Origin of the sequence: Nocardioides sp. Soil796, from assembly GCF_001429525.1 — a bacterium.
Classification (GTDB): Bacteria; Actinomycetota; Actinomycetes; order Propionibacteriales; family Nocardioidaceae; genus Nocardioides.
Map to the genome: position 1 here is coordinate 867,591 of NZ_LMSQ01000017.1, position 18,497 is coordinate 886,087.

An 18,497-nucleotide genomic window follows, 5' to 3' on the forward strand; every position below is an offset into this window, starting at 1 on the left:
TGTCATGCCCAACCATGTGGACCCACGACGGGCACTGGTGTTCGGCCAGGTCGCCGCGGACTACGCGCGCTTCCGACCGGCCTGTCCGGACGCAGCGGTGGACTGGCTGACGGACGGCGCCTCGGTCGTGGCCGAGCTCGGTGCGGGCACCGGCCAGCTCACCGGGAAGCTGCTGGAGCGGGCCATGACGGTGCACGCGGTGGAGCCCGACGAACGCATGCTCGCCGTGCTCCGCAGGGAGTTCCCCGCTGCGCTGGCACACCACGAGTCCGCCGACAGCATCCCGCTCGCCGACCACAGCGTCGACGCGGTGGTCAGCGCTGACGCCTGGCACTGGTTCCCGGTCGAGGAGACGGTGGCCGAGGTGCGCCGCGTGCTCAGACCGGGCGGATGGCTCGGCCTGGCGTGTAACGTGCCCGCACCCCAATCCACCTGGGAGTTCGAGCTCGCGGGAGTCGACCCGGACAAGAAGGAGTCGTCACCCGCCGACCGCGCGGGCTTCGGTCCGTTCCCTGACGACGAGAGCACGCGTGAGAACTTCCCGTGGGCCTGGCCGGTCGACCCCGAGTCGTTCCGGGGATACCTGGCCACGAACTCCGCACTCATCATGATGGAGCCGGGGGAGCGGCAGGAGAGGCTCGACGCGGCCGAGGTCGTCGTGCGCCACGCCTGCCAGGCCCTCGGTACGACGAGCGTCGCGATGCATCACACGGCCGCCTGCTTCCGCTGGACCCCGGCCCCATGACCAGCACGTCGGAGGCAAGGGCGGTGGTGCTGGTCGAAGGCGACAGTGACCGCAACGCCGTGCTCACGCTGGCCGAGAGGCTGGGACGCGACCTGCTCGCGGAACGGGTCGAGGTGGTGGCCATGGGCGGCGCGACCAACATCGGTCACGCGCTCGAGGAGTACGGCCCCGGCGGGCGGGACCTCGAGCTGCACGGCCTCTACGACGAGGGCGAGGAGCGGTTCTTCCGCCGCGGCCTCGAACGCGTCGGCCTCGGCGCCGACCTGGACCGCGCCCAGTTGGCGGAGCTCGGGTTCCACTGCTGCGTCGTCGACCTGGAGGACGAGCTCGTGCGGGCGCTCGGCGTACCAGCGGTCGAGGCGATCATCGAGTCCGAGGGGGAGGCCCGGTCGTGGGGGCGCTTCCTCTCCCAACCCGACCGGGCCGGACGCCCGATGCAGGACCAGCTTCGGCGCTTCATGGGCACCAGGTCCGGCCGCAAGATCAGGTACGGCGGCCTGCTGGTCGCGGCACTCGATCTCGACCGGGTGCCCGATCCGCTGGCCGACCTGCTGGAGGGTCTTGCCTAGGCCTTCGTCAGCACGCAGTCCGCAAGCACGGGGGAGCCGTCGCGCTGCTCGTGCTCGCTGGCGATCGTGGCACTGACGAGCACGCGATCACCCTCGTCCCAGGCCTGCACACGGATCGTCTCGCCCGGGAACACGATGCCGGCGAAGCGGGCCGCGAAGCCACCCACGCGCGACGCGTCGCCGTCGAGCAGCAGGTCGGTCACCTCGCGCAGCACGATGCCGTAGGAGCACAGGCCGTGCAGGATCGGCGCCGGGAAGCCCGCGCCCTTGGCGAACGCCGGATCGGCGTGCAGAGGGTTGCGGTCGCCGCAGAGGCGGTAGAGAAGCGCCTGCTGGGGCGTGACGGCGTACGACGACTCGGCGTCGGCGTCTCGCGTCGGGAGCTCGACCTTGGTCGACGGACCGCGCTCGCCACCCCAGCCGCCCTCGTTGCGCACGAAGATGCTGGAGCGCACGGTCCAGAGGTGCTCGCCGGACTCGGTGTGGGCCTCGCCCTCCTGCACGATGACGGCGGCTTTGCCCTTGTCCCAGACGTCGGAGATCTTCGTCTTCAGGGTGGCCGAGCCGGAGGCCGGGATCGGCGCGTGCACGACGACCTCCTGCGATCCGTGCAGCACCATCTGGAGGTCGATGTCGCAGCCGGGCAGGTCGAGGGCGGGTGGGTTCGTCTCGTGGAACGTCGGCGCGACGACCCCGAACGACGGCAGCACCTGGAGGTTGTCGTCGTCGAGCGTGTAGCGCAGCGCTCCGGCGTCGGTGTTGTCGCCGGCCCGGGAGCCGGCGCCGATGCCGAGGTGGTAGAGCAGCACGTCTGACTCGTTCCACGAGAACGTGCGGTCGGGGAGGGAGGCGCCGACGGCGACCTGGGTGTCGATGGGCATGGGCAGACCTTCTCAGTGGTGGGCGAGCGAATGGAGCGGGCTCCCGATCACCGGGAAGGGGCGCGGTCGGCGCCGATGGAGTCAGCAATCGCGTTGGCGGCGATCCACCCGAACGTGATCGCGGGGCCGATGGTCGCGCCGGCGCCGGCGTACGTGTGGCCCATCACGGCCGAGGAGACGTTGCCGGTGGCGTAGAGGCCCTCGATCACCGAGCCGTCGGGCCGCAGCGCCCGCGCCTTCGCGTCGGTGACGATGCCGCCCTTGGTGCCGAGGTCGCCGGGCACCATCTTCACCGCGTAGAACGGCCCCTCCTCGATCGCGCCCAGCGACGGGTTGGGCTTGACCCGCGGGTCGCCGTAGTAGCGGTCGTACGCCGAGTCGCCGCGACCGAAGTCGAAGTCCTTGCCGGTCCGCGCATAGCCGTTGAACGTGGCGACCGTGTCAGTGAGGGCATCTGCGGGCACGCTGATCTTCTCGGCCAGCGCCTCCAGAGTGCCTGCCTTCACGATCACGCCCGACTTGAACCATCGGCCCGGGAACGGCTGCCGCGGGCCGAGCCCGGCGAAGAGGTAGCGGTTGCGGTAGCGCTGGTCGATGATCATCCAGCTGGGGAAGTGGTCGATGCCGGTGCGCTCGGCGGAGTCGTACATCGCGTGCACCGCGTCGACGTACGGCGCGGCCTCGTTGCCGAACCGCAGGCCGGCCTGGTTGACGATCATCGAGCCGGGGAGGTTGCGCTCGGCGAGGCAGAACCACGGGCCACTCGGCAGTGGGATGGAGGGCCCCCACCAGGCGTCGTCCATCAACGCCAGCTCGGCGCCGATCTTCTCGCCGGCCAGGATCCCGGCGCCGGTGTTGCCGGCCGCGCCGGTGGTCCAGTCGGAGCCGATCGGCGCACGTTGGTGCTTCTGTCGCATCTCGGCGTTGTGCTCGAACCCGCCGCAGGCGAGGATCACGCCGTGCCGAGCGGTCAGCACCTGCTCGGTGCCGTCGCGGGTGACCACGACGCCGCTCACCCGCCCGTCGCGGACCTCGAGGTCGGTGAGCGGCGTTTCGTACCAGACCGGGATGTCGCGGTCGAGGAGGCCCTTGCGCATGCCGATCATCATCGCCATGCCCATGCCGTACATCCGCTTGCCGAGGGCCATCGTCAGGATGCGGGTCAGGAGGACCTTGATCATGGTGAGCGGTCCGCGAAGGGTGCGCATGCCGAGCGAGATCTTGCGGAAGTCGGCCTGCGTGACCACCATGCCGGCCGGTGCCTTGGTGTAGGACTTCGTGAGCCGGTCGAGCTCGTCGCCGATCACCTTGCCGTCGATCGGCTTCGGCTCGACGCTGCGGCCGCTTGCCTTCCCGCCCGGTGCCTCGGGGTAGTAGTCGCTGTAGTGCGGGACCCAGGTGAAGTCTGCGGCGGAGTTGTTGCGCACGAACTCCAGGGCGGCCGGTCCGTTCTCGACGAACGCGTCGATCCGGTCGCGGGGGACCGAGTCGCCGATGATCGAGTAGAGGTACTCCTTGACCTCGGCCACGGACTGGGTCTGGCCGGCCTTCTTGAGCGCATGGTTGTTGGGGATCCAGACCCCGCCTCCCGACCGGGCCGTGGAGCCGCCGAACCCGTCGGTGCTCTCGATGACCAGGGTGTCCAGGCCACGCTCGTGCGCGGCCAGCGCCGCGGTGAAGCCACCGCCGCCGGTGCCGACGACGATCACGTCGTACTCGGTCTTCTCGCCCACACTGCCTCCGCTGTCAGTCCCGCTGTGCGGGCTCCTACACCGCAAAACTGTAACAGGTTCTACCAGTAGCGCAGAGCCCTTGGTCGACGCTTGGTGGGATCAGCGCCGGGGCAGCGCGCGTCGGATCGCGTCGGCCTTCTTGCTCTTCGCGTTCACCACGAACAGCTGCTGGGATCCGTCGTCGAGCCCGATCCGGAGTCGGGAGCGCAACCCGCCGCCGAAGAAGTCCGCAAGGCTGATCGGCGACTTCCCGACGTCGGAGATCGAGCTGAGTGGAACCTGCCAGACCCGACCGCCGAGGTTCGCGTCCAGGGCGTGCGGCTCGAAGATCAGGCGGTGTGAGGTCAGCACCAGGTGGCCGCCCAGGGCGCGCTGGCTGTGTACCGAATGGTTGGCCCGCCAGCTGGCGATGACGGTCTCGTCGGCTCGAAGGGTGCTCTTGGGTTTCCTCACGGCGGCGATCGTAGCCGCGCCGTCGAAGAGGCAGCGTCCTCGCGGAAAATGAGAACGTGTTCTAGTATTGGTCGAGAGATCCCACCAAGCCAGGAGACAAGAGATGTCGAAGGAAGTCCTCGACGGAGTGCGCGACCTGCTGCCGACGTTCCGCGAGCGGGCCGACGAGGCCGAGAAGCTGCGCCAGGTTCCCGAAGCCTCCGTGAAGGCGCTCGAGGAGACCGGCTTCTTCCGTCTCCTGCAGCCCCGGCGCTTCGACGGGCTCGAGGCCGACCCGGTCGACTTCTTCACCGCAGTGAAGGAGATCGCCTCGGCCGACGGCTCCACCGGCTGGATCTCGTCGGTGCTCGGCGTACACCCCTGGCAGGTCGCGCTCTTCCCCGACGACGCGCAGCAGGCGGTGTGGGGCTCGGACACCGCGACCCGCCTCTCGTCGTCGTACGCGCCGACCGGCAAGGCCGTGCTGACCGACGGTGGCTACACGCTCTCGGGAAAGTGGTCGTTCTCCTCCGGCTCCGCCCACGCCAGCTGGGTGCTGCTCGGCGGCCTGGTCTTCGACGCGGACGGCAACGTGGTCGACTTCAAGACCTTTCTCGTCCCGCGCGACAAGTACGAGATCGTCGACGTCTGGAACGTGGTCGGGCTCAAGGGCACCGGCTCCAACGACATCGTCGTCGACGACGTCTTCGTGCCGGAGGCGTTCACCTTGTCGATGAGCGACACCGGCCGCTGCTTCGGCCCGGGCCAGGAACAGAACCCCGGCAACCTCTACAAGCTGCCCTTCCACTCGCTGTTCACCACGACGATCAGCTCCCCGATCATCGGCATGGCGTCGGGGGCGTACGCCGAGCACGTCGACATGCAGCAGAAGCGGGTGCGTGCGGCGTACCTCGGTGAGAAGGCGTCCTCGGACCCGTTCGCGGCGGTGCGCATCGCCCGCGCCGGCTCGGAGATCGACGCGGCGTGGGCCCTGTGCATGGCCAACATCCGCGAGGAGCAGGCCCAGGTCGAGCGCGGGGAGAAGATCCCGCTCCAGCTGCGCCTGAGGGTGCGCCGCGACCAGGTGCTCGGCACGCAGCGCGCGATCGACGCGATCGACGCGCTGTTCGAGGCCTCGGGTGGCAGGGCGCTGGCCGAGGGCACGTACCTGCAGCGCGCCTGGCGCGACGCGCACGCCGGCCGCGTGCACGCGGCCAACGATCCCGAGCGCGCACTGAAGATGTACGGCGACCTCGAGTTCGGGCACAAGATCGACCCGGGGATGTACTGATCGTGACGCTGGCACAGGACGACGTACGCCGCACGGCCACGGTCGACGGGCTCACGATCAACTACTACGACTCGGCTGATTTCGAGACAGGCGCAGAAGGCCTTGCTCAACCCACGACAGGGCCGCTGCCGCTGGTGATGCTGCACGGCGGTGGACCGGGTGCCTCCGCGTGGTCGAACTTCGGTGCCGCGCTGCCCGGATTCGCCAAGGACTTCCGCACGATCCTCGTCGACCAGCCCGGCTTCGGTGGCTCCGACAAGCCGCCGGTCGAGGGCAACTACTACCGCTTCGCCGCGTCGTACGTCGTGGGCCTGCTCGACAAGCTCGGCATCGACCGCTGCCACCTGCTCGGCAACAGCCTCGGCGGCGGCACGGCGATGCGGCTGGCCCTCGAACACCCCGAGCGGGTCGCGCGGCTCGTGCTGATGGGGCCGGGCGGGCTCTCGCTCAACCTGTTCCACGCCGACCCCACCGAGGGCGTCAAGCGGTTGATGGAGTTCGGCGCCGACCCGACCCGTGAGGCCCTGAAGGCATTCATCTCGACGATGGTGGTCAACCAGGCGCTGGTCACCGACGAGCTGGTCGAGGAGCGCTTCGCCGACGCCACGGCGCCGGGGTCCCGCGAGGCGATGGCGTCGATGGGCGCGTCGTTCTGGAATCCCGACACGTTCGAGGACGGCATGCTCTGGCGCGAGGCCTACAAGCTGCGCCAGCACACGCTGCTCACGTGGGGGCGCGAGGACAGGGTGAACCCGCTCGACGGTGCACTGGTGGCGCTGAAGCTGATCCCGAAGGCGCAGCTGCACGTCTTCCCGAACTGCGGCCACTGGGCGCAGATCGAGGCGGCCGAGGAGTTCCGCCAGGTGACCACACAGTTCCTCGACAACCATGTGGAGCGTGCCAAGTGACGATCGACATCAAGTCCATGGGCTACGTGCGCGTGGCCTCCACCGACCTCGACCAGTGGCGCCACTTCGCGGGCAAGGTGCTCGGTCTCGGTGAGGGTCGTGGGCCGTCCCCGGACAACCTCTACTACCGCATCGACCAGGTCTCGGCCCGGCTCGTGGTGTTCCCCTCCGACGTCGACCGGCTCGAGGCCACCGGCTGGGAGGTCGCCGACCACCAGGCGCTGCAAGAGGCCCGCGAGCACCTCGAGAAGGCGGGCGTCGCCTTCGAGGAAGGGACGCCCGACGAGCTTGCCGAGTGGCGCGTGCAGGAGCTGGTCCGTTTCGAGGACCCGTGGCAGAACGTCTTCGAGCTCTTCCACGGCATCACCTACGAGTCACGCCCGGTCGTCACGCCGTACGCCGCGACGTTCGTCACCGGCGACCAGGGCATGGGGCACATCGTCGTACCGGTCACCGACGACGTGGAGGCGCTGCGCTTCTACACCGAGGTGCTCGGCTTCCGGCTGCGCGACTCGATGAGCATGCCGGGGGAGTTCGTCGGCAAGGAGCCCGGCTCGAAGGTGTGGTTGCGGTTCCTCGGCGTGAACCCGCGGCACCACTCGCTGGCGTTCCTCCCGATGCCAAACCCGAGCAAGTGCGTGCACATCATGCTTGAGGTCGAGAAGCTCGACGACGTCGGTCGCGCGCTGGAGCGCGTGCGCAAGCACAAGGCGCCACTCTCGGCCACCCTCGGACGTCACATGAACGACGAGATGGTGTCGTTCTACGTGAAGTCGCCCGGCGGTTTCGACGTCGAGTTCGGTACCGAGGGTCTCCAGGTCGACGACGCGCGCTGGGTGGCCAGGGAGTCGACCGCGGTCTCATACTGGGGCCACGATTTCGGCGGCGGCGGTGGCTGACGGGACAATGGACACCATGACCGACCACGACATCCCGACCGGCATGCGTGCCGACGCGCGTGAGTCCTGGCCGCCGCGGGAGCTGATCGACTCCTTCCTGGGCAACTTCGACTTCGAGTTCCGCCCGGGTGAAGCGACCGACATCGCCGACACCGCGGCCGCCCAGGAAGCGGCCCGTCGGTTCCGCGACGTACTCGGTCGCTTCGCCAGTGGCGTCACCGTGATCACCTCGGTCGCCGGCGACGAGCCGGTCGGCATGACCTGCCAGTCGTTCTCCTCGATCTCGCTCGACCCGCCGCTGGTGATGTTCAGCCCGGCCAAGACGTCGCGCGCCTGGCCGCTGATCCAGCGCTCCGGTCACTTCTGCGTGAACTTCCTGGCCGCGGGCCAGGAAGACCTGTCGAACGTGATGGCCAGCCGGGGCACCGACAAGTTCGCCGGCCTCGAGTGGTCGCTGTCGAAGACCGGCGCCCCGCTGTTCGACGGCATCGTCGGGTACGTCGACTGCACCGTGCACGCCGTGCACGAGGCGGGCGACCACTACGTCGTCATCGGCAGGGTCCAGGACATGGACTTCACCGTCGGTGCATCTGGCGAGACCCCCGACCCGTTGCTCTACTTCCAGGGTGCGTACCGCACCGTCACGTGACCGCAGCCGGTGGCAGGATGACCGCGTGAGCGACACGGAGGCGGACCTCGACGGCCTGGGTGAGGCCCTCGACGACGACGTGGGTCGCGACGAACCCGCTGGTGCTGATTTCTCCGACCGCCTGGTCCGGCGGTTCCTGCGGTTGTGCGAGAACCCGATCACCCGCGACCGCATGCTGCGCATGGTGCAGGCCAGTGTCTCCGACGCCCGTTCCGCCCAGCGCTTCTACAGCTTCCTCAACAACCGGATGGGCGGTCTGGTCGGACGCCGCCGCCGGGTGCAGATCTCCACGTCGCGCATGGAGCTGATCGGCTCCCAGCTGATGGGGATGGCCATGCTGCGCTACGTGCTGAAGGTCGAGCCGATCGCCTCGATGTCGATCGATGAGCTGGCCCCGATGGTGGCCGCCGGGGTGCGTGGCGTGCTCCGTAGTCAGCCCGGCGTGCTCGCTGCAGAGGCCGCACCAGTTGAGGGAAACCCCGCCGAGGCCCTGCTGCCCTACAAGGCCACCGGCCGCCCGCTCTGACCGGGCTCGCCGTCTCGCCGTCGAGTCCTGTGTCAGGGGCGGGGTCGTGGTCGCCGTACCCTGCCTGCGTGCCAGAAGAACTCCAGATCAGCCGGGGTGACGGCGTCGTCACCGTCACCTTCAACCGCCCGGAGCGCCACAACGCCTTCACCACGGCGATGTACGCAGGTCTCCGTGACCTGTGCAGCGAGCTGCGCCAGGACACCTCGGTCAAGGTGCTCGTGCTCCGCGGTGCCGGTGGCCGCGCGTTCGCCGCGGGCAACGAGATCTCCGACTTCGTGAACGCCGACGCGGTGGCCTACGAGACCTGGATCCGCGAGCTGCTCCAGGCGCTCTTCGAGCTGCCGCAGGTCACGATCGCCGCGGTCGAGGGCGTCTGCGTCGGTGGCGGACTGGCCGTGGCCACACACTGCGACCTCCGCATCGCCACCCCGGGGTCGCGTTTCGGCTACCCGATCGCCCGCACCCTCGGCAACGCCCTGTCGGCACCGATCGTCTATCGCTGCTCGTCGGTCTTCGGGGAGTCGCTGACCCGGGAGATGCTGCTCGCCTCGCGCCTCGTCGACGCCGACCGGGCGTACGCCGTGGGCGCGGTGATGTCGGTCACTGACGACCTGGACGCCGAGCTGTCCACCCTGGTCGACGGCATCGGCAAGGCCTCCGGGGTCACGCTGCGCACCACGAAGGCCCAGCTGACCGCTCGCGCCGAGACCCTCGAAGCAGCGCCGTCGGATGACGACGACGTGCTCCGAGAGGTCTACACCGGCAGTGACTTCGCCGAGGGCGTGCGGGCGTTCCTGGCGAAGGAGAAGCCGGCCTTCAAGGCCTGACCTGTCGCCAGTTCATATCGACCCGTCGCCAGTTCCGATCGACCCGTCGTGAAGTTCACGACGGGTCGACCCAGTCAGGCGTCGAGGGCGCTGATCGCCTCGGCGATCGAGAGGGTGCGCTGGGCGGACTCGACGTGCAGGTTCTCGACCATCTTGCCGTTGTAGGTCACGACGCCGGCGCCCTTGCCGTCCTCGAACGCCTGGATCAGGCCACGCGCGTCCTCGATCGCCTGCTCCGACGGGGCGAACGCCTCGTTGGCGCCGGCGACCTGGCCGGGGTGGATCAGCGTCTTGCCGTCGAAGCCCATCTCGCGGCCCTGCTGGCACTCGGCCAGGAAGCCCTCGGTGTTCTTCACGTCGTTGTAGACGCCGTCGATCACCGCGATGCCGGCGGCCCGGCCGGCGAGGAGGGCGGTGTGCAGGCTGGGCAGGATCGGCGCGCGGCCGGGCACGTGCTCGGCGTAGAGCTCCTTGACCAGGTCGTTGGTGCCGAGCACGAACGCACCGAGACGCTCGGAGGCGCGGGCGATCGAGAGGGCGTCGAGGATCGCGATCGGGGTCTCGACCATGGCCCACAGCTTGGTGTGCTCCGGGGCGCCGGCCTTCTCCATCGCGGCGACGAGCTGCTTGACCTCGTCGGCCGAGTTGACCTTGGGCACGACGATGGCGGCCGGTCCGGCCTGCGAGGCGGCGACGATGTCGGCGTCGTGCCACTCGGTGCCGATGCCGTTGACCCGGATGGTGACCGTACGGCGGCCGTACTCACCGCTCGACGCAGCGGCCGCGGCGGACTCGCGCGCGGCCGGCTTGGCATCGGGGGCGACCGCGTCCTCGAGGTCGAGGATGAGGCCGTCACAGGCGATCGACTTGGCCTTCTCGAGGGCCCGCTCGTTGGAGCTGGGCATGTAGAGGACCGAGCGCAGCGGGGTGAACTCAGTCATGTCAGGCCTCCACGGAGATCGCGTCGTACTGCTTCTTGAGCTCGGGGTCGATGGCGGCCAGTTCCTCGGCCAGGGCGACCATCACCTTGCACTGCTTGACGGAGGCGTCGTCCTCCATCTTGCCGTCGAGCATCACCGCACCGGTGCCGTCGCCCATGGCCGCGATGACGCGACGTGCGTGGGTGACGTCCTCGACACTGGGGGAGAAGACCTTGTTCGCAATCGCGATCTGCTTGGGGTGCAGCGACCAGGCGCCGACACAGCCGAGCAGGAACGCGTTGCGGAACTGGTCCTCGCAGCCGACCACGTCGGCGATGTCGCCGAAGGGGCCGTAGTACGGGAAGATCCCGTGCATTGCGCAGGCGTCGACCATGCGGGCGATCGTGTAGTGCCACAGGTCCTGCTGGTACGTCGGACGCGGGGCGTCGATCTGGCTGTTGCCCTCGGCGTCACGCGGGGCGTCCTCGCGCACGAGGTAGCCGGGGTGGCCGCCGCCGACACGCGTGGTCTTCATCCGACGGTCCGCGGCCAGGTCGGCCGGGCCGAGCGAGAGGCCCTGCATGCGCGGCGAGGCGGCGCAGATCTCCTCGACGTTCGCCACCCCGCGGGCGGTCTCGAGGATCGCGTGCACCTGGAGCGGCTTGGTGATGCCGGCCTTGGCCTCGAGCTGGGCCAGGATCCGGTCGATGTAGTGGATGTCCTCGGCGCCCTGCACCTTCGGGACCATGATCACGTCGAGCTTGTCGCCGATCGCGGGGACCAGCGTGGTCAGGTCGTCGAGCACCCAGGGGGAGTCGAGGGAGTTGATCCGGGTCCAGAACTGGGTCGGCCCACTGGCTGAACCAAGATTGGCAACCTCCTGGCCGATCTTCACGAGGCCGTTGCGGGCCTTCTCCTTGTTCTCGGCCTTGACCGCGTCCTCGAGGTTGCCGAGGAGGACGTCGGTGGTGCCGACCATCGCGGGCACCTTCGCCGCCATCTTCTCGTTGCCGGGGTCGAAGAAGTGGATCGCCCTCGACGGGCGGGCCGGCATCTCACGCAGCGGCGCGGGTGCACCGACGGCGAGGGGGGCGAAGAAGTCCTTGGCGGTTCGCAACGATCTGCTCCTCAGTGTGCGGGCACGCCCAGAGGGACGGCGTACCGGATTCACCGGCGAACCTAGCAGGGCTGCAGGCCGGGTCGTCATGACCGGCGTCACGCGAGACGGTCGTCGCGTCTAAGGCATCTGCCCGATGCAACCAACTACCTCAGACGGTCACTCTCGATGAGTGACGTCGCCGCCCTGCACCCAGTCTCCCCACCTGTTCTTCGCCGAGCACCCGGCTGCTCTCGACCGCGCCAGGCAGCTGTGCGCACAGTGCCCCCTGGCGCTGGAGTGCCTGACCGGGGCCCTCGAGCGGGGCGAGCCGTACGGCGTCTGGGGCGGCCAGATCGTGATCGACGGTGCCGTCGTGGCGCACAAGCGCGGCCGAGGCCGCCCGCGCAAGGACGAGGCGGCCTGACCCGCCTCGGCCTCAGCCGGCGTAGGTGTACTGCGGCCGGTTCGCGCTCGCCCTCGCGACGATCGCGGTGACCAGGGTCGCCACCCAGCCGGCGACCGTGAGGAAGGCGAAGGCAGCGGCGAGCTGGCCGCTGAGGTCGATCAGCCGGTCTGAGTGGCCGAAGACCTGGGTGAGGAACGACAGCTCACTCTCCTCGCTGTCGCCGAAGTCGGGCAGGAACAGCCCGAAGCCGGCGAGGCCGACCCACATGGCCACGTGCGCGATCGACTGGGCGCTGGTGAAGCGGCGCGGACGCGTCGCGACGGTGTAGGCCACGACGTTCGAGATGATCAGGGCCACCACCACGAACGGACCCACGAGCAGCGGCAGGATCAGCAGGAACCAGCCGCCGACGCCGAAGAGCACCCGGCCGGCCCACGCCCAGAACAGGAGGGCGATGGTCAGGGGGAGGTTGGCGAAGAACAGGAACCGTCCGAAACTCTGCATGCCCCCATCCTGTCCGGTCGGCGCGTGGTTCGAACCCGGTACGCGTACTCATCCTTGCCAGGAGGATCGTCGCCGGAAAACCCGTGGCGCCGAGGGCCCCGGCAGAGGATCGTCAACGCCATGGAGATCACGCAGTTCGGCCCTGACGACAGGGTCCCGCTCCAGGGCATGGTCGACGTCGCGAACGCCACGATCGCGGTCGACGCGCCCTGGTCGCACCCCGCCACCATGACGTCGTACGACGGGATGCTGCGCAACGGCTGGGACGGCGAACCGTCGGTGCCGTTCCTGGCGACGGTCGAGGGTCTGCCCGTTGCCCACGCGACGTACGGCACGAGCGAGTGGGACAACCTCGAGCTCGCCTGGGTGGGCGTCGAGGTGCACCCGGCGCACCGCCGCCGGGGCCACGGCACCGCCCTGTTGGAGTTCCTGCTCGACCGGGCTCGGGCGGAGGGGCGCACCAGCGTCGGCTCCGACGCCTGGGAGTCCGAGGCGGCACGGGCGTTCACCGCGCGCCACGGCCTCGAGCAGAAGTCGCAGGCAATCAACCGTCGCCAGGTGCTGGCCGACGTCGACTGGAACGTCGTCCGGGGCCTGCACGACCACGCCGGGGCCGGGGCCGCCGACTACGAGCTCGTCCGCCGCATCGGGTTCACACCCGACGACGAGCTCGACAAGCTGGCCGAGATGACCGCGGCCATCAACGACGCTCCGACCGATGACCTCGAGATCGAGGACGAGGTCTTCACCGGCGAGCGGGTGCGCAACTACGAGCACGCCCAGCTCAGCAGCGGCGGCCGTCTCCGTCGCCTGATGGTGCGCAACCGGACGACGGGCGAGCTGGCGGGACAGTCGGTGGTGGTCGTGGAGTCCGAGCGACCGTGGATCGGTCACCAGCACGACACCTCGGTGGTGCGCGCCCATCGGGGCCATCGGCTCGGACTGGTGTTGAAGTCGGCGATGCTCCTGTGGCTCCACGAGGTCGAGCCACAGCTGGCCACGATCGACACCTGGAACGCCGAGTCGAACGACTACATGATCTCGGTCAACGAGCAGCTCGGCTATCGCGTGATGGGTCGCGAGGTGCAGTACCAGCGCGGGCTCTGACGCGGGTCGGGCCCGCCTGCGCACCGTGCGAAGGCGGGCCCGGTCTCGGCGCAGGATCAGAGGCGCCAGCAGCTGTTCAACGCGGGCAGGCCGGCGAATCGGGCCTCGAGGAACAGGAAGATGGTCGGGATCGACGCCACGTAGTCACCCACGTGGGTGGGTGCGAAGTTGGTGTCGAACTGCACCTTCGTGCCCTGGCCGCACCATCGCTGGGCCAGCTGCTTGCCGGTCTTGTAGGGGATCACGTCGTCCAGCGCCGAGTGGGTGATCAGCACGGGCACGTTGGGCTTGCGTCCGTTGCCGATCAGCTGGTCGGCCACCATCTGGTTGAACGGCGCCTTGGTCAACAGGTCCGTGACCGGCAGGCCGTTGGTGGTCAGGTCCTTCGACTTCACGAACGGGAAGGTGGCCAGCGAGTCCAGGGTGCACTGGGTCGACAGCGTGGCCATCATGGCCTGGCCCTTCGCGTTGAGCATCGGGGTCATGTCGATGCCATAGCTGTTCGCCAGGGCCGAGACGGCGTACCCCATGAACGAGACGTACAGGGACCCGTCGAGGTTGATGGCCACCTGGCTGAGGTCCGCGGGGACCGCGCCGGCGGCGACCGCCTTCAGGTTGATCTCCGGGGCGTACGTCGGAGCCAGCTCACCGGCGGACGCAGCGGCGCCGCCACCCTGGGAGAACCCGCTGATCGCGACCGGGTTCGCGGCGGTGACCCCGGAGCCGGGCAGGCGCTGGGCGGCACGGACCGAGTCGAGGACGGCGTGGCCCTGGGTCTCGCGCATCATGTAGGTGTGCTCGCCCTCGGTGCCGAGGCCCTCGTAGTCGGTGACGACGATGGCGTAGCCGCGGGCCAGCAGTCCGGCGATGAACGGGCCTTCGTACTCCAGGCCCTTGCCCAGCGTGCGCGACGGCGCACACTGGTCGCCCATGCCCTGGGTGCCGACGGCGTACCCGATGAGGGGGCGCTTGCCGGCGCCGACCCACGGGGTCTTCGGCGTCAACACCGTGCCGGTGACCGCGACCGGCACTCCGGTGCGGTCGGTGGAGCGGTACATGATCCGCTGCACGACGGCGTCGGCCTTGATCAGCTTGACCGGATCGACGTAGAACTCGGACGGCTCCGACCTGACGATGTCGCCGTTGTTGGCCGGCAGCGTCGTCGGTGTGTCGTAGAACGACGTGCCGTCGGCCTGTGCCGGCGACGCCGTGGCCAGCGGACTCAGTGACAACGCCAGCAGCGCGCCTGCGGCCACGCGGGCCCAGGTGTTCTTCCTCATTCGGCAACTCCCTCTTGTGTCCCCCACATGTGGACTCCCGAGGAGTTACTTTCGAGTAACGAACGTCACACGTCAATGGCCACGAGCATTTCGTGGGCGCCCCTGAGGTGGTCCACCGCCTCGGTGACGACCCGGTCGACCAGCTCCTCGCACGACGGCAGGTCGTCGAGGACGCCGACCACCTGCCCGGAGGCGAGCACTCCGGCGGAGGTGTCGCCGTCGACGAGTCCGGCCTTGAGCATCATGGGCGTGTTGGCGGCCAGCGACATCTGCGCGAGTGAGCGCCCCTGGGTCTTCTTCATGGTCCGGCCGTCGCGGGCGAGGTCGAGCCAGCTCATGCCGGACATCTTCTTGAACTCCAGCGTGCGCCTGAGCGTGGGCGTCAGCCGCTTGAGGCGACTCGACTCCTCGATCTCCTCCACGAGCTCGGTGCGCAGCATGCGGTGCGGCATGCCGTCGACCTTGTCGGTGACCACCGTGCCGTTGACGTCGTACGACAGGTAGAGCTGCTTCACCGCGTCGGGCACGGCGCTGTCACGGGTCAGCAGGAAGCGGGTGCCCATGCCGATGCCGGCCGCTCCGTAGGACAGTGCGGCGGCGAGGCCGCGTCCGTCGAAGAAGCCGCCGGCCGCGACGACCGGGATGTCAACGGCGTCGAGCACGCTCGGCAGCAGGAGGGTGGTCGGGACGGAGCCGGTGTGGCCACCGCCCTCGCCGCCCTGGATCATCACCGCGTCGGCGCCCCACGAGGCCACCTTCTCGGCGTGACGGGGGAGTCCGACCGAGGGCATCACCATGATGCCGTGGTCCTTGAGCCTGGCGATCAGGTCCTTCTTCGGGGCCAGCGCGAACGAGGCCACCTTGACGCCGTGCATGATCAGCAGGTCGCAGCGGTCACCCGCGTCGGCGGCGTCGGCGCGCAGGTTGACGCCGAACGGCTGGTCGGTGCGCGACTTCACCTCGAGGATCGCCCTCTCGAGCTCCTCGAAGCCCATGGTGGCGCTGGCCAGGATGCCGAGTCCGCCGGCGTTCGCCGTACCGACCACCAGGCGCGGGCCAGCCACCCAGCCCATGCCGGTCTGGACCACGGGGTGCCGCACCCCGGCCAGCTCGGTCAGGGGAGTGCGCAGCACCTGTGCGGTGGTCACGACGCGACCGCCTCGACCGGCGGGACCTCGCGGTCGCGCAGCGTCCTGGGGTCGAGCACCTCACGGATCAGGGTGAGCTCCTCCGCGGTCGGCGTACGCGTCTCGGGGACGTCGCCCTCGACCGCCAGGTCGAAGCCGGTCGCCGCGACCACGTCGTCGACCGTGACGCCCGGGTGCACCGAGAGGAGGCGCACGGTGTCGTCGGCGCCCAAGACGTCGAAGACGGCCAGGTTCGTCACGATGCGGTGGATGTCGTTGTACTTCGCGGCGCCGACGCCGGCCTCGCGGGCCCGCTTGGGGCCGACTCCGGAGACGATGTCGACCTCCTCGACGAAGACCCGGTCGGAGTGCTTGGGCACCCAGTAGGACGTGCGGTTGTTCACCGTGTTGCCGGGGGCGCCGCGCGAGCCGAGCAGCTGGCGCTTCGGCTGGGCGAAGTCGCCGATCGCGGAGATGTTCTGGTTGCCGTGCCGGTCGACCTGTGTGGCGCCCATCATCACGTGCCGCTTTCCGTAGGCGACCACGTCGAAGACCCGGCGGAACGGGATCCAGCCCTCGACCACGTCGGCCTTGGCGAACAAGGGCGGGACACCGCCCAGGAACAGCGACTCACCGTCGGAGAGCACGAGGTCGGGGTTGCTGGTCAGCTTGGCCAGGCGTACGCCGAGCATCGGCAGCATGCCCATCGGGGAGCCGAAGATCTCGCCGTCGTCCTTGAAGGCGTCGGCGATCGCGGTGGCGCACACCTCGGCGCGGGTGAAGTCGGTCATCGGGTCTGCTCCTCGTCGTGGAACTCGCGGACGGCGTCCTGGTAGGCGGCCTCGTCGCCGCTGAGGAAGCGCTCCTCGAACCGGGTCCACGACTCGTCGTCCTTGGCGGCCGCGGCGTACGCCTTCTGGAACTTCTCGTCACGTTCGTAGTCGGGCGCGCAGTTGGTGAAGTGCGCGCCGTTGGGGGTCTCGACGACGCCGGTCACCATCATCCGGTTCAGCAGGAGGCGCTGGACCGGGGTGTCGACGGTCAGGCCGGCGGTGTCGACGACCTGCTCGCAAGTGACGTAGGTGCGCTCGGCGGCCATCGCGAAGAGGTCGTCGAAGAAGGGATCGGGCCCGAGGTACGTCGCGTTGCCGTGCTGGTCGGCCCGGTTCAGGTGCACCAGTGCGACGTCGAGCCTGAGCGCGGGCACGGCGACGAGGTCCTCGACGTTGCCGTCCTCATCGGCGTACGGGCTGGCGACGGTCTTGATGTGCGGGTTGTTGACCAGGATGTCGGAGCCGAGTCCGGCGCGCATCGGCAGGAACGGCAGGCGCTGCGACGCGGCCAGCAGGCCGGTCTGGAACATGCCCTCGTCGAGCTCGACGATCTCGGGGATCGACTTCTCCTGGCGGGCCTTCTGGAAGTTCGGCTCGAGCGGCACGGTGTCGAGGGAGACGAACGCGTAGACCAGCTTGCGGATCTTGCCGGCGCGCGCGAGGAGGCCGACGTCGGCGCCGCCCCACGACACGATGGTCAGGTCCTTGAGGTCGCTGCGCAGGATCGCGCGGACCAGGGCCATCGGCTTGCGCCGCGGGCCCCAGCCGCCGATGCCGATGGTCATGCCGTCCTCGAGGGAGGCGACGACCTCGTCGATGGTCATCCGCTTGTCGCGTGGTGTGCCGTTCACTTGTTCCCCTTCTCGGTTCCGGCGCTCTGTGCACTCTTCGCCGTCCCGGCGAAGGCGTCCCGGAGGTCGTCGGAGACGCCCATCAGGTTCAGCTCCATGGTGAAGCCCTGCTCGAACCGGTAGCTCTTGTTGACGTCGCACGGGTCGATCCCGTTGAGGGCCTCCTTGGCCGCGCGGATCACCCGGGTGTCCTTGGCCGCGATCTCCTGCGCCACCTTCAGTGCCGCGTCGTCGAGCTGGTCGCGGGGGACCACCTCGAGCACGGAACCGTGCTGCACGAGGTCGGCGGCCTTGATCGTGCGGGCGGTGAAGTAGAGAGTGCGCATGAGGTGCTGCGGCACGAGGCGGGCCATGTGGGTGGCGGCACCGAGGGCGCCCTGGTTGACCTCGGGGACGCCGAAGTAGGCGTCGTCGCTGGCGATCACACAGTCGGCGTTGCCGACGAGGCCGACGCCGCCGCCGACGCAGAAGCCGTTCACCGCCGCGATCACGGGTACGGCGCACTCGTAGACCGCCTTGAACGCCGCGTAGCAGCCCCGGTTGGCGCCGAGGAGCGCGTCGAAGCCCTCGGAGTTCTGCATCTCCTTGATGTCGACGCCGGCGTTGAAGCCCTTGCCCTCGGCGCGCAGCACGACCACATGGGTCTCGAGGTCGCGGCTCGCCTTGTCGAGCGCGTCGGCCACGTCGTACCAACCCTGCACGGGCAGTGCGTTGACCGGCGGGTGGGCCATCGTGATGACGCGGACGTGGTCGTCACGCAGTTCAGAGGTGATCGGCATTTCTCTCCTACGGATTCTGCCCCGGGCTAACAAACCTAACGTTTGCTTGGTACCCTAGCACTTGCTTGGTCCGGTGTCCCGGACCGACGTCGGACGAAACCGCACCTGGGTGTGCGTGGAGGAGTGGC

Annotated in this window: 21 protein-coding genes; 10 read left to right on the forward strand and 11 right to left on the reverse strand. The window is 69.3% G+C overall.

Annotated elements, in window-relative coordinates:
* Positions 1-4: 4 nt before the first annotated feature.
* Positions 5-745, forward strand: a complete 741-nt coding sequence (locus tag ASH02_RS11225; protein ID WP_082563553.1) for a class I SAM-dependent methyltransferase — start codon at positions 5-7, stop codon at positions 743-745.
* The gene (locus ASH02_RS11230; RefSeq protein WP_056677661.1) at positions 742-1,314 is read left to right on the forward strand and encodes a TOPRIM nucleotidyl transferase/hydrolase domain-containing protein; all 573 of its coding nucleotides are present in this window, start codon (positions 742-744) and stop codon (positions 1,312-1,314) included. Before ASH02_RS11225 ends, ASH02_RS11230 begins: the two co-directional genes overlap by 4 nt.
* Here ASH02_RS11230 and ASH02_RS11235 read toward each other — a convergent pair.
* From ASH02_RS11235 to ASH02_RS11245, 3 genes are all read right to left on the reverse strand, one after another.
* A complete protein-coding gene (locus ASH02_RS11235; RefSeq protein WP_056677664.1) occupies positions 1,311-2,195 on the reverse strand; it encodes a MaoC/PaaZ C-terminal domain-containing protein in 885 nt (294 codons plus the stop codon). The two genes, ASH02_RS11230 and ASH02_RS11235, sit on opposite strands and share 4 nt — an antisense overlap.
* A gap of 47 nt (positions 2,196-2,242) precedes the next feature.
* On the reverse strand, positions 2,243-3,928 hold the full coding sequence (gene kstD / locus ASH02_RS11240; protein ID WP_056677666.1) for a 3-oxosteroid 1-dehydrogenase: 1,686 nt from the start codon (positions 3,926-3,928) through the stop codon (positions 2,243-2,245).
* A 99-nt stretch (positions 3,929-4,027) separates the two neighbouring features.
* Positions 4,028-4,381 (reverse strand): GRAM domain-containing protein, encoded by a 354-nt coding sequence (locus ASH02_RS11245; protein WP_056677670.1) that lies wholly within the window; start codon positions 4,379-4,381, stop codon positions 4,028-4,030.
* Between the two features lie 103 nt (positions 4,382-4,484).
* Here ASH02_RS11245 and hsaA point away from each other — a divergent pair, with 103 nt between their 5' ends.
* From hsaA to ASH02_RS11275, 6 genes are all read left to right on the forward strand, one after another.
* On the forward strand, positions 4,485-5,651 hold the full coding sequence (gene hsaA / locus ASH02_RS11250) for a 3-hydroxy-9,10-secoandrosta-1,3,5(10)-triene-9,17-dione monooxygenase oxygenase subunit (protein ID WP_056677673.1): 1,167 nt from the start codon (positions 4,485-4,487) through the stop codon (positions 5,649-5,651).
* A gap of 2 nt (positions 5,652-5,653) precedes the next feature.
* Positions 5,654-6,559 carry a 4,5:9,10-diseco-3-hydroxy-5,9,17-trioxoandrosta-1(10),2-diene-4-oate hydrolase gene (hsaD, locus tag ASH02_RS11255; RefSeq protein ID WP_056677675.1) on the forward strand — a complete coding sequence of 302 codons (906 nt, stop codon included), beginning with the start codon at positions 5,654-5,656 and terminating at the stop codon, positions 6,557-6,559.
* Positions 6,556-7,458 (forward strand): iron-dependent extradiol dioxygenase HsaC, encoded by a 903-nt coding sequence (gene hsaC, locus ASH02_RS11260; RefSeq protein ID WP_156388646.1) that lies wholly within the window; start codon positions 6,556-6,558, stop codon positions 7,456-7,458. The genes hsaD and hsaC overlap by 4 nt, the downstream gene beginning before the upstream one ends.
* A 16-nt stretch (positions 7,459-7,474) precedes the next feature.
* Positions 7,475-8,107, forward strand: coding sequence for a flavin reductase family protein (locus ASH02_RS11265; protein WP_235530058.1), 633 nt, complete (start codon positions 7,475-7,477; stop codon positions 8,105-8,107).
* 25 nt (positions 8,108-8,132) lie between these two features.
* The gene (locus tag ASH02_RS11270) at positions 8,133-8,633 is read left to right on the forward strand and encodes a TetR/AcrR family transcriptional regulator (protein WP_056677678.1); all 501 of its coding nucleotides are present in this window, start codon (positions 8,133-8,135) and stop codon (positions 8,631-8,633) included.
* A 68-nt stretch (positions 8,634-8,701) separates the two neighbouring features.
* Positions 8,702-9,463 (forward strand): enoyl-CoA hydratase-related protein, encoded by a 762-nt coding sequence (locus ASH02_RS11275; protein WP_057294772.1) that lies wholly within the window; start codon positions 8,702-8,704, stop codon positions 9,461-9,463.
* 74 nt (positions 9,464-9,537) lie between these two features.
* Here ASH02_RS11275 and ASH02_RS11280 read toward each other — a convergent pair whose 3' ends face one another.
* A complete protein-coding gene (locus ASH02_RS11280; protein WP_056677684.1) occupies positions 9,538-10,404 on the reverse strand; it encodes an HpcH/HpaI aldolase/citrate lyase family protein in 867 nt (288 codons plus the stop codon).
* Position 10,405: 1 nt separating this feature from the next.
* Positions 10,406-11,500 (reverse strand): HpcH/HpaI aldolase/citrate lyase family protein, encoded by a 1,095-nt coding sequence (locus ASH02_RS11285; RefSeq protein WP_056677685.1) that lies wholly within the window; start codon positions 11,498-11,500, stop codon positions 10,406-10,408.
* A gap of 172 nt (positions 11,501-11,672) precedes the next feature.
* On the opposite strand from ASH02_RS11285, the gene ASH02_RS11290 reads away from it, so the two are divergent.
* Entirely contained in the window at positions 11,673-11,906 is a 234-nt protein-coding gene (locus tag ASH02_RS11290) for a WhiB family transcriptional regulator (protein WP_056677688.1), read from the forward strand.
* Positions 11,907-11,918: 12 nt separating this feature from the next.
* On the opposite strand, the gene ASH02_RS11295 is transcribed toward ASH02_RS11290, so the two are convergent.
* Positions 11,919-12,392, reverse strand: coding sequence for a hypothetical protein (locus tag ASH02_RS11295; protein WP_056677691.1), 474 nt, complete (start codon positions 12,390-12,392; stop codon positions 11,919-11,921).
* A 120-nt stretch (positions 12,393-12,512) separates the two neighbouring features.
* Here ASH02_RS11295 and ASH02_RS11300 point away from each other — a divergent pair, with 120 nt between their 5' ends.
* Complete coding sequence (locus ASH02_RS11300) at positions 12,513-13,499, forward strand: GNAT family N-acetyltransferase (protein WP_235532499.1); 987 nt, start codon at positions 12,513-12,515, stop codon at positions 13,497-13,499.
* Between the two features lie 56 nt (positions 13,500-13,555).
* Here the strand turns inward: ASH02_RS11300 and ASH02_RS11305 are convergent, their stop codons facing one another.
* From ASH02_RS11305 to ASH02_RS11325, 5 genes are all read right to left on the reverse strand, one after another.
* On the reverse strand, positions 13,556-14,779 hold the full coding sequence (locus ASH02_RS11305) for a lipase family protein (protein WP_056677695.1): 1,224 nt from the start codon (positions 14,777-14,779) through the stop codon (positions 13,556-13,558).
* Positions 14,780-14,844: 65 nt separating this feature from the next.
* Positions 14,845-15,927 (reverse strand): NAD(P)H-dependent flavin oxidoreductase, encoded by a 1,083-nt coding sequence (locus tag ASH02_RS11310; protein ID WP_056677698.1) that lies wholly within the window; start codon positions 15,925-15,927, stop codon positions 14,845-14,847.
* Positions 15,924-16,697 (reverse strand): CoA-transferase subunit beta, encoded by a 774-nt coding sequence (locus ASH02_RS11315; protein ID WP_056677701.1) that lies wholly within the window; start codon positions 16,695-16,697, stop codon positions 15,924-15,926. Before ASH02_RS11315 ends, ASH02_RS11310 begins: the two co-directional genes overlap by 4 nt.
* Positions 16,694-17,590: a CoA transferase subunit A gene (locus tag ASH02_RS11320; protein ID WP_235530060.1), complete on the reverse strand. Its 897-nt coding sequence runs from the start codon at positions 17,588-17,590 to the stop codon at positions 16,694-16,696. Before ASH02_RS11320 ends, ASH02_RS11315 begins: the two co-directional genes overlap by 4 nt.
* Positions 17,587-18,369, reverse strand: a complete 783-nt coding sequence (locus tag ASH02_RS11325) for an enoyl-CoA hydratase family protein (RefSeq protein ID WP_056677706.1) — start codon at positions 18,367-18,369, stop codon at positions 17,587-17,589. Before ASH02_RS11325 ends, ASH02_RS11320 begins: the two co-directional genes overlap by 4 nt.
* Positions 18,370-18,497 lie beyond the last annotated feature (128 nt).

What these genes read in the sequence shown, in the direction of transcription:
- ASH02_RS11225 (WP_082563553.1), top strand. Translation starts at nt 5, where the DNA reads ATGCCCAACCATGTGGACCCACGACGGGCACTGGTGTTCGGCCAGGTC.
- ASH02_RS11230 (WP_056677661.1), top strand. Translation starts at nt 742, where the DNA reads ATGACCAGCACGTCGGAGGCAAGGGCGGTGGTGCTGGTCGAAGGCGAC.
- ASH02_RS11235 (WP_056677664.1), bottom strand. Translation starts at nt 2,195, where the DNA reads ATGCCCATCGACACCCAGGTCGCCGTCGGCGCCTCCCTCCCCGACCGC.
- hsaA (WP_056677673.1), top strand. Translation starts at nt 4,485, where the DNA reads ATGTCGAAGGAAGTCCTCGACGGAGTGCGCGACCTGCTGCCGACGTTC.
- ASH02_RS11265 (WP_235530058.1), top strand. Translation starts at nt 7,475, where the DNA reads ATGACCGACCACGACATCCCGACCGGCATGCGTGCCGACGCGCGTGAG.
- ASH02_RS11280 (WP_056677684.1), bottom strand. Translation starts at nt 10,404, where the DNA reads ATGACTGAGTTCACCCCGCTGCGCTCGGTCCTCTACATGCCCAGCTCC.
- ASH02_RS11295 (WP_056677691.1), bottom strand. Translation starts at nt 12,392, where the DNA reads ATGCAGAGTTTCGGACGGTTCCTGTTCTTCGCCAACCTCCCCCTGACC.
- ASH02_RS11300 (WP_235532499.1), top strand. Translation starts at nt 12,513, where the DNA reads ATGGAGATCACGCAGTTCGGCCCTGACGACAGGGTCCCGCTCCAGGGC.
- ASH02_RS11305 (WP_056677695.1), bottom strand. Translation starts at nt 14,779, where the DNA reads ATGAGGAAGAACACCTGGGCCCGCGTGGCCGCAGGCGCGCTGCTGGCG.
- ASH02_RS11315 (WP_056677701.1), bottom strand. Translation starts at nt 16,697, where the DNA reads ATGACCGACTTCACCCGCGCCGAGGTGTGCGCCACCGCGATCGCCGAC.
- ASH02_RS11325 (WP_056677706.1), bottom strand. Translation starts at nt 18,369, where the DNA reads ATGCCGATCACCTCTGAACTGCGTGACGACCACGTCCGCGTCATCACG.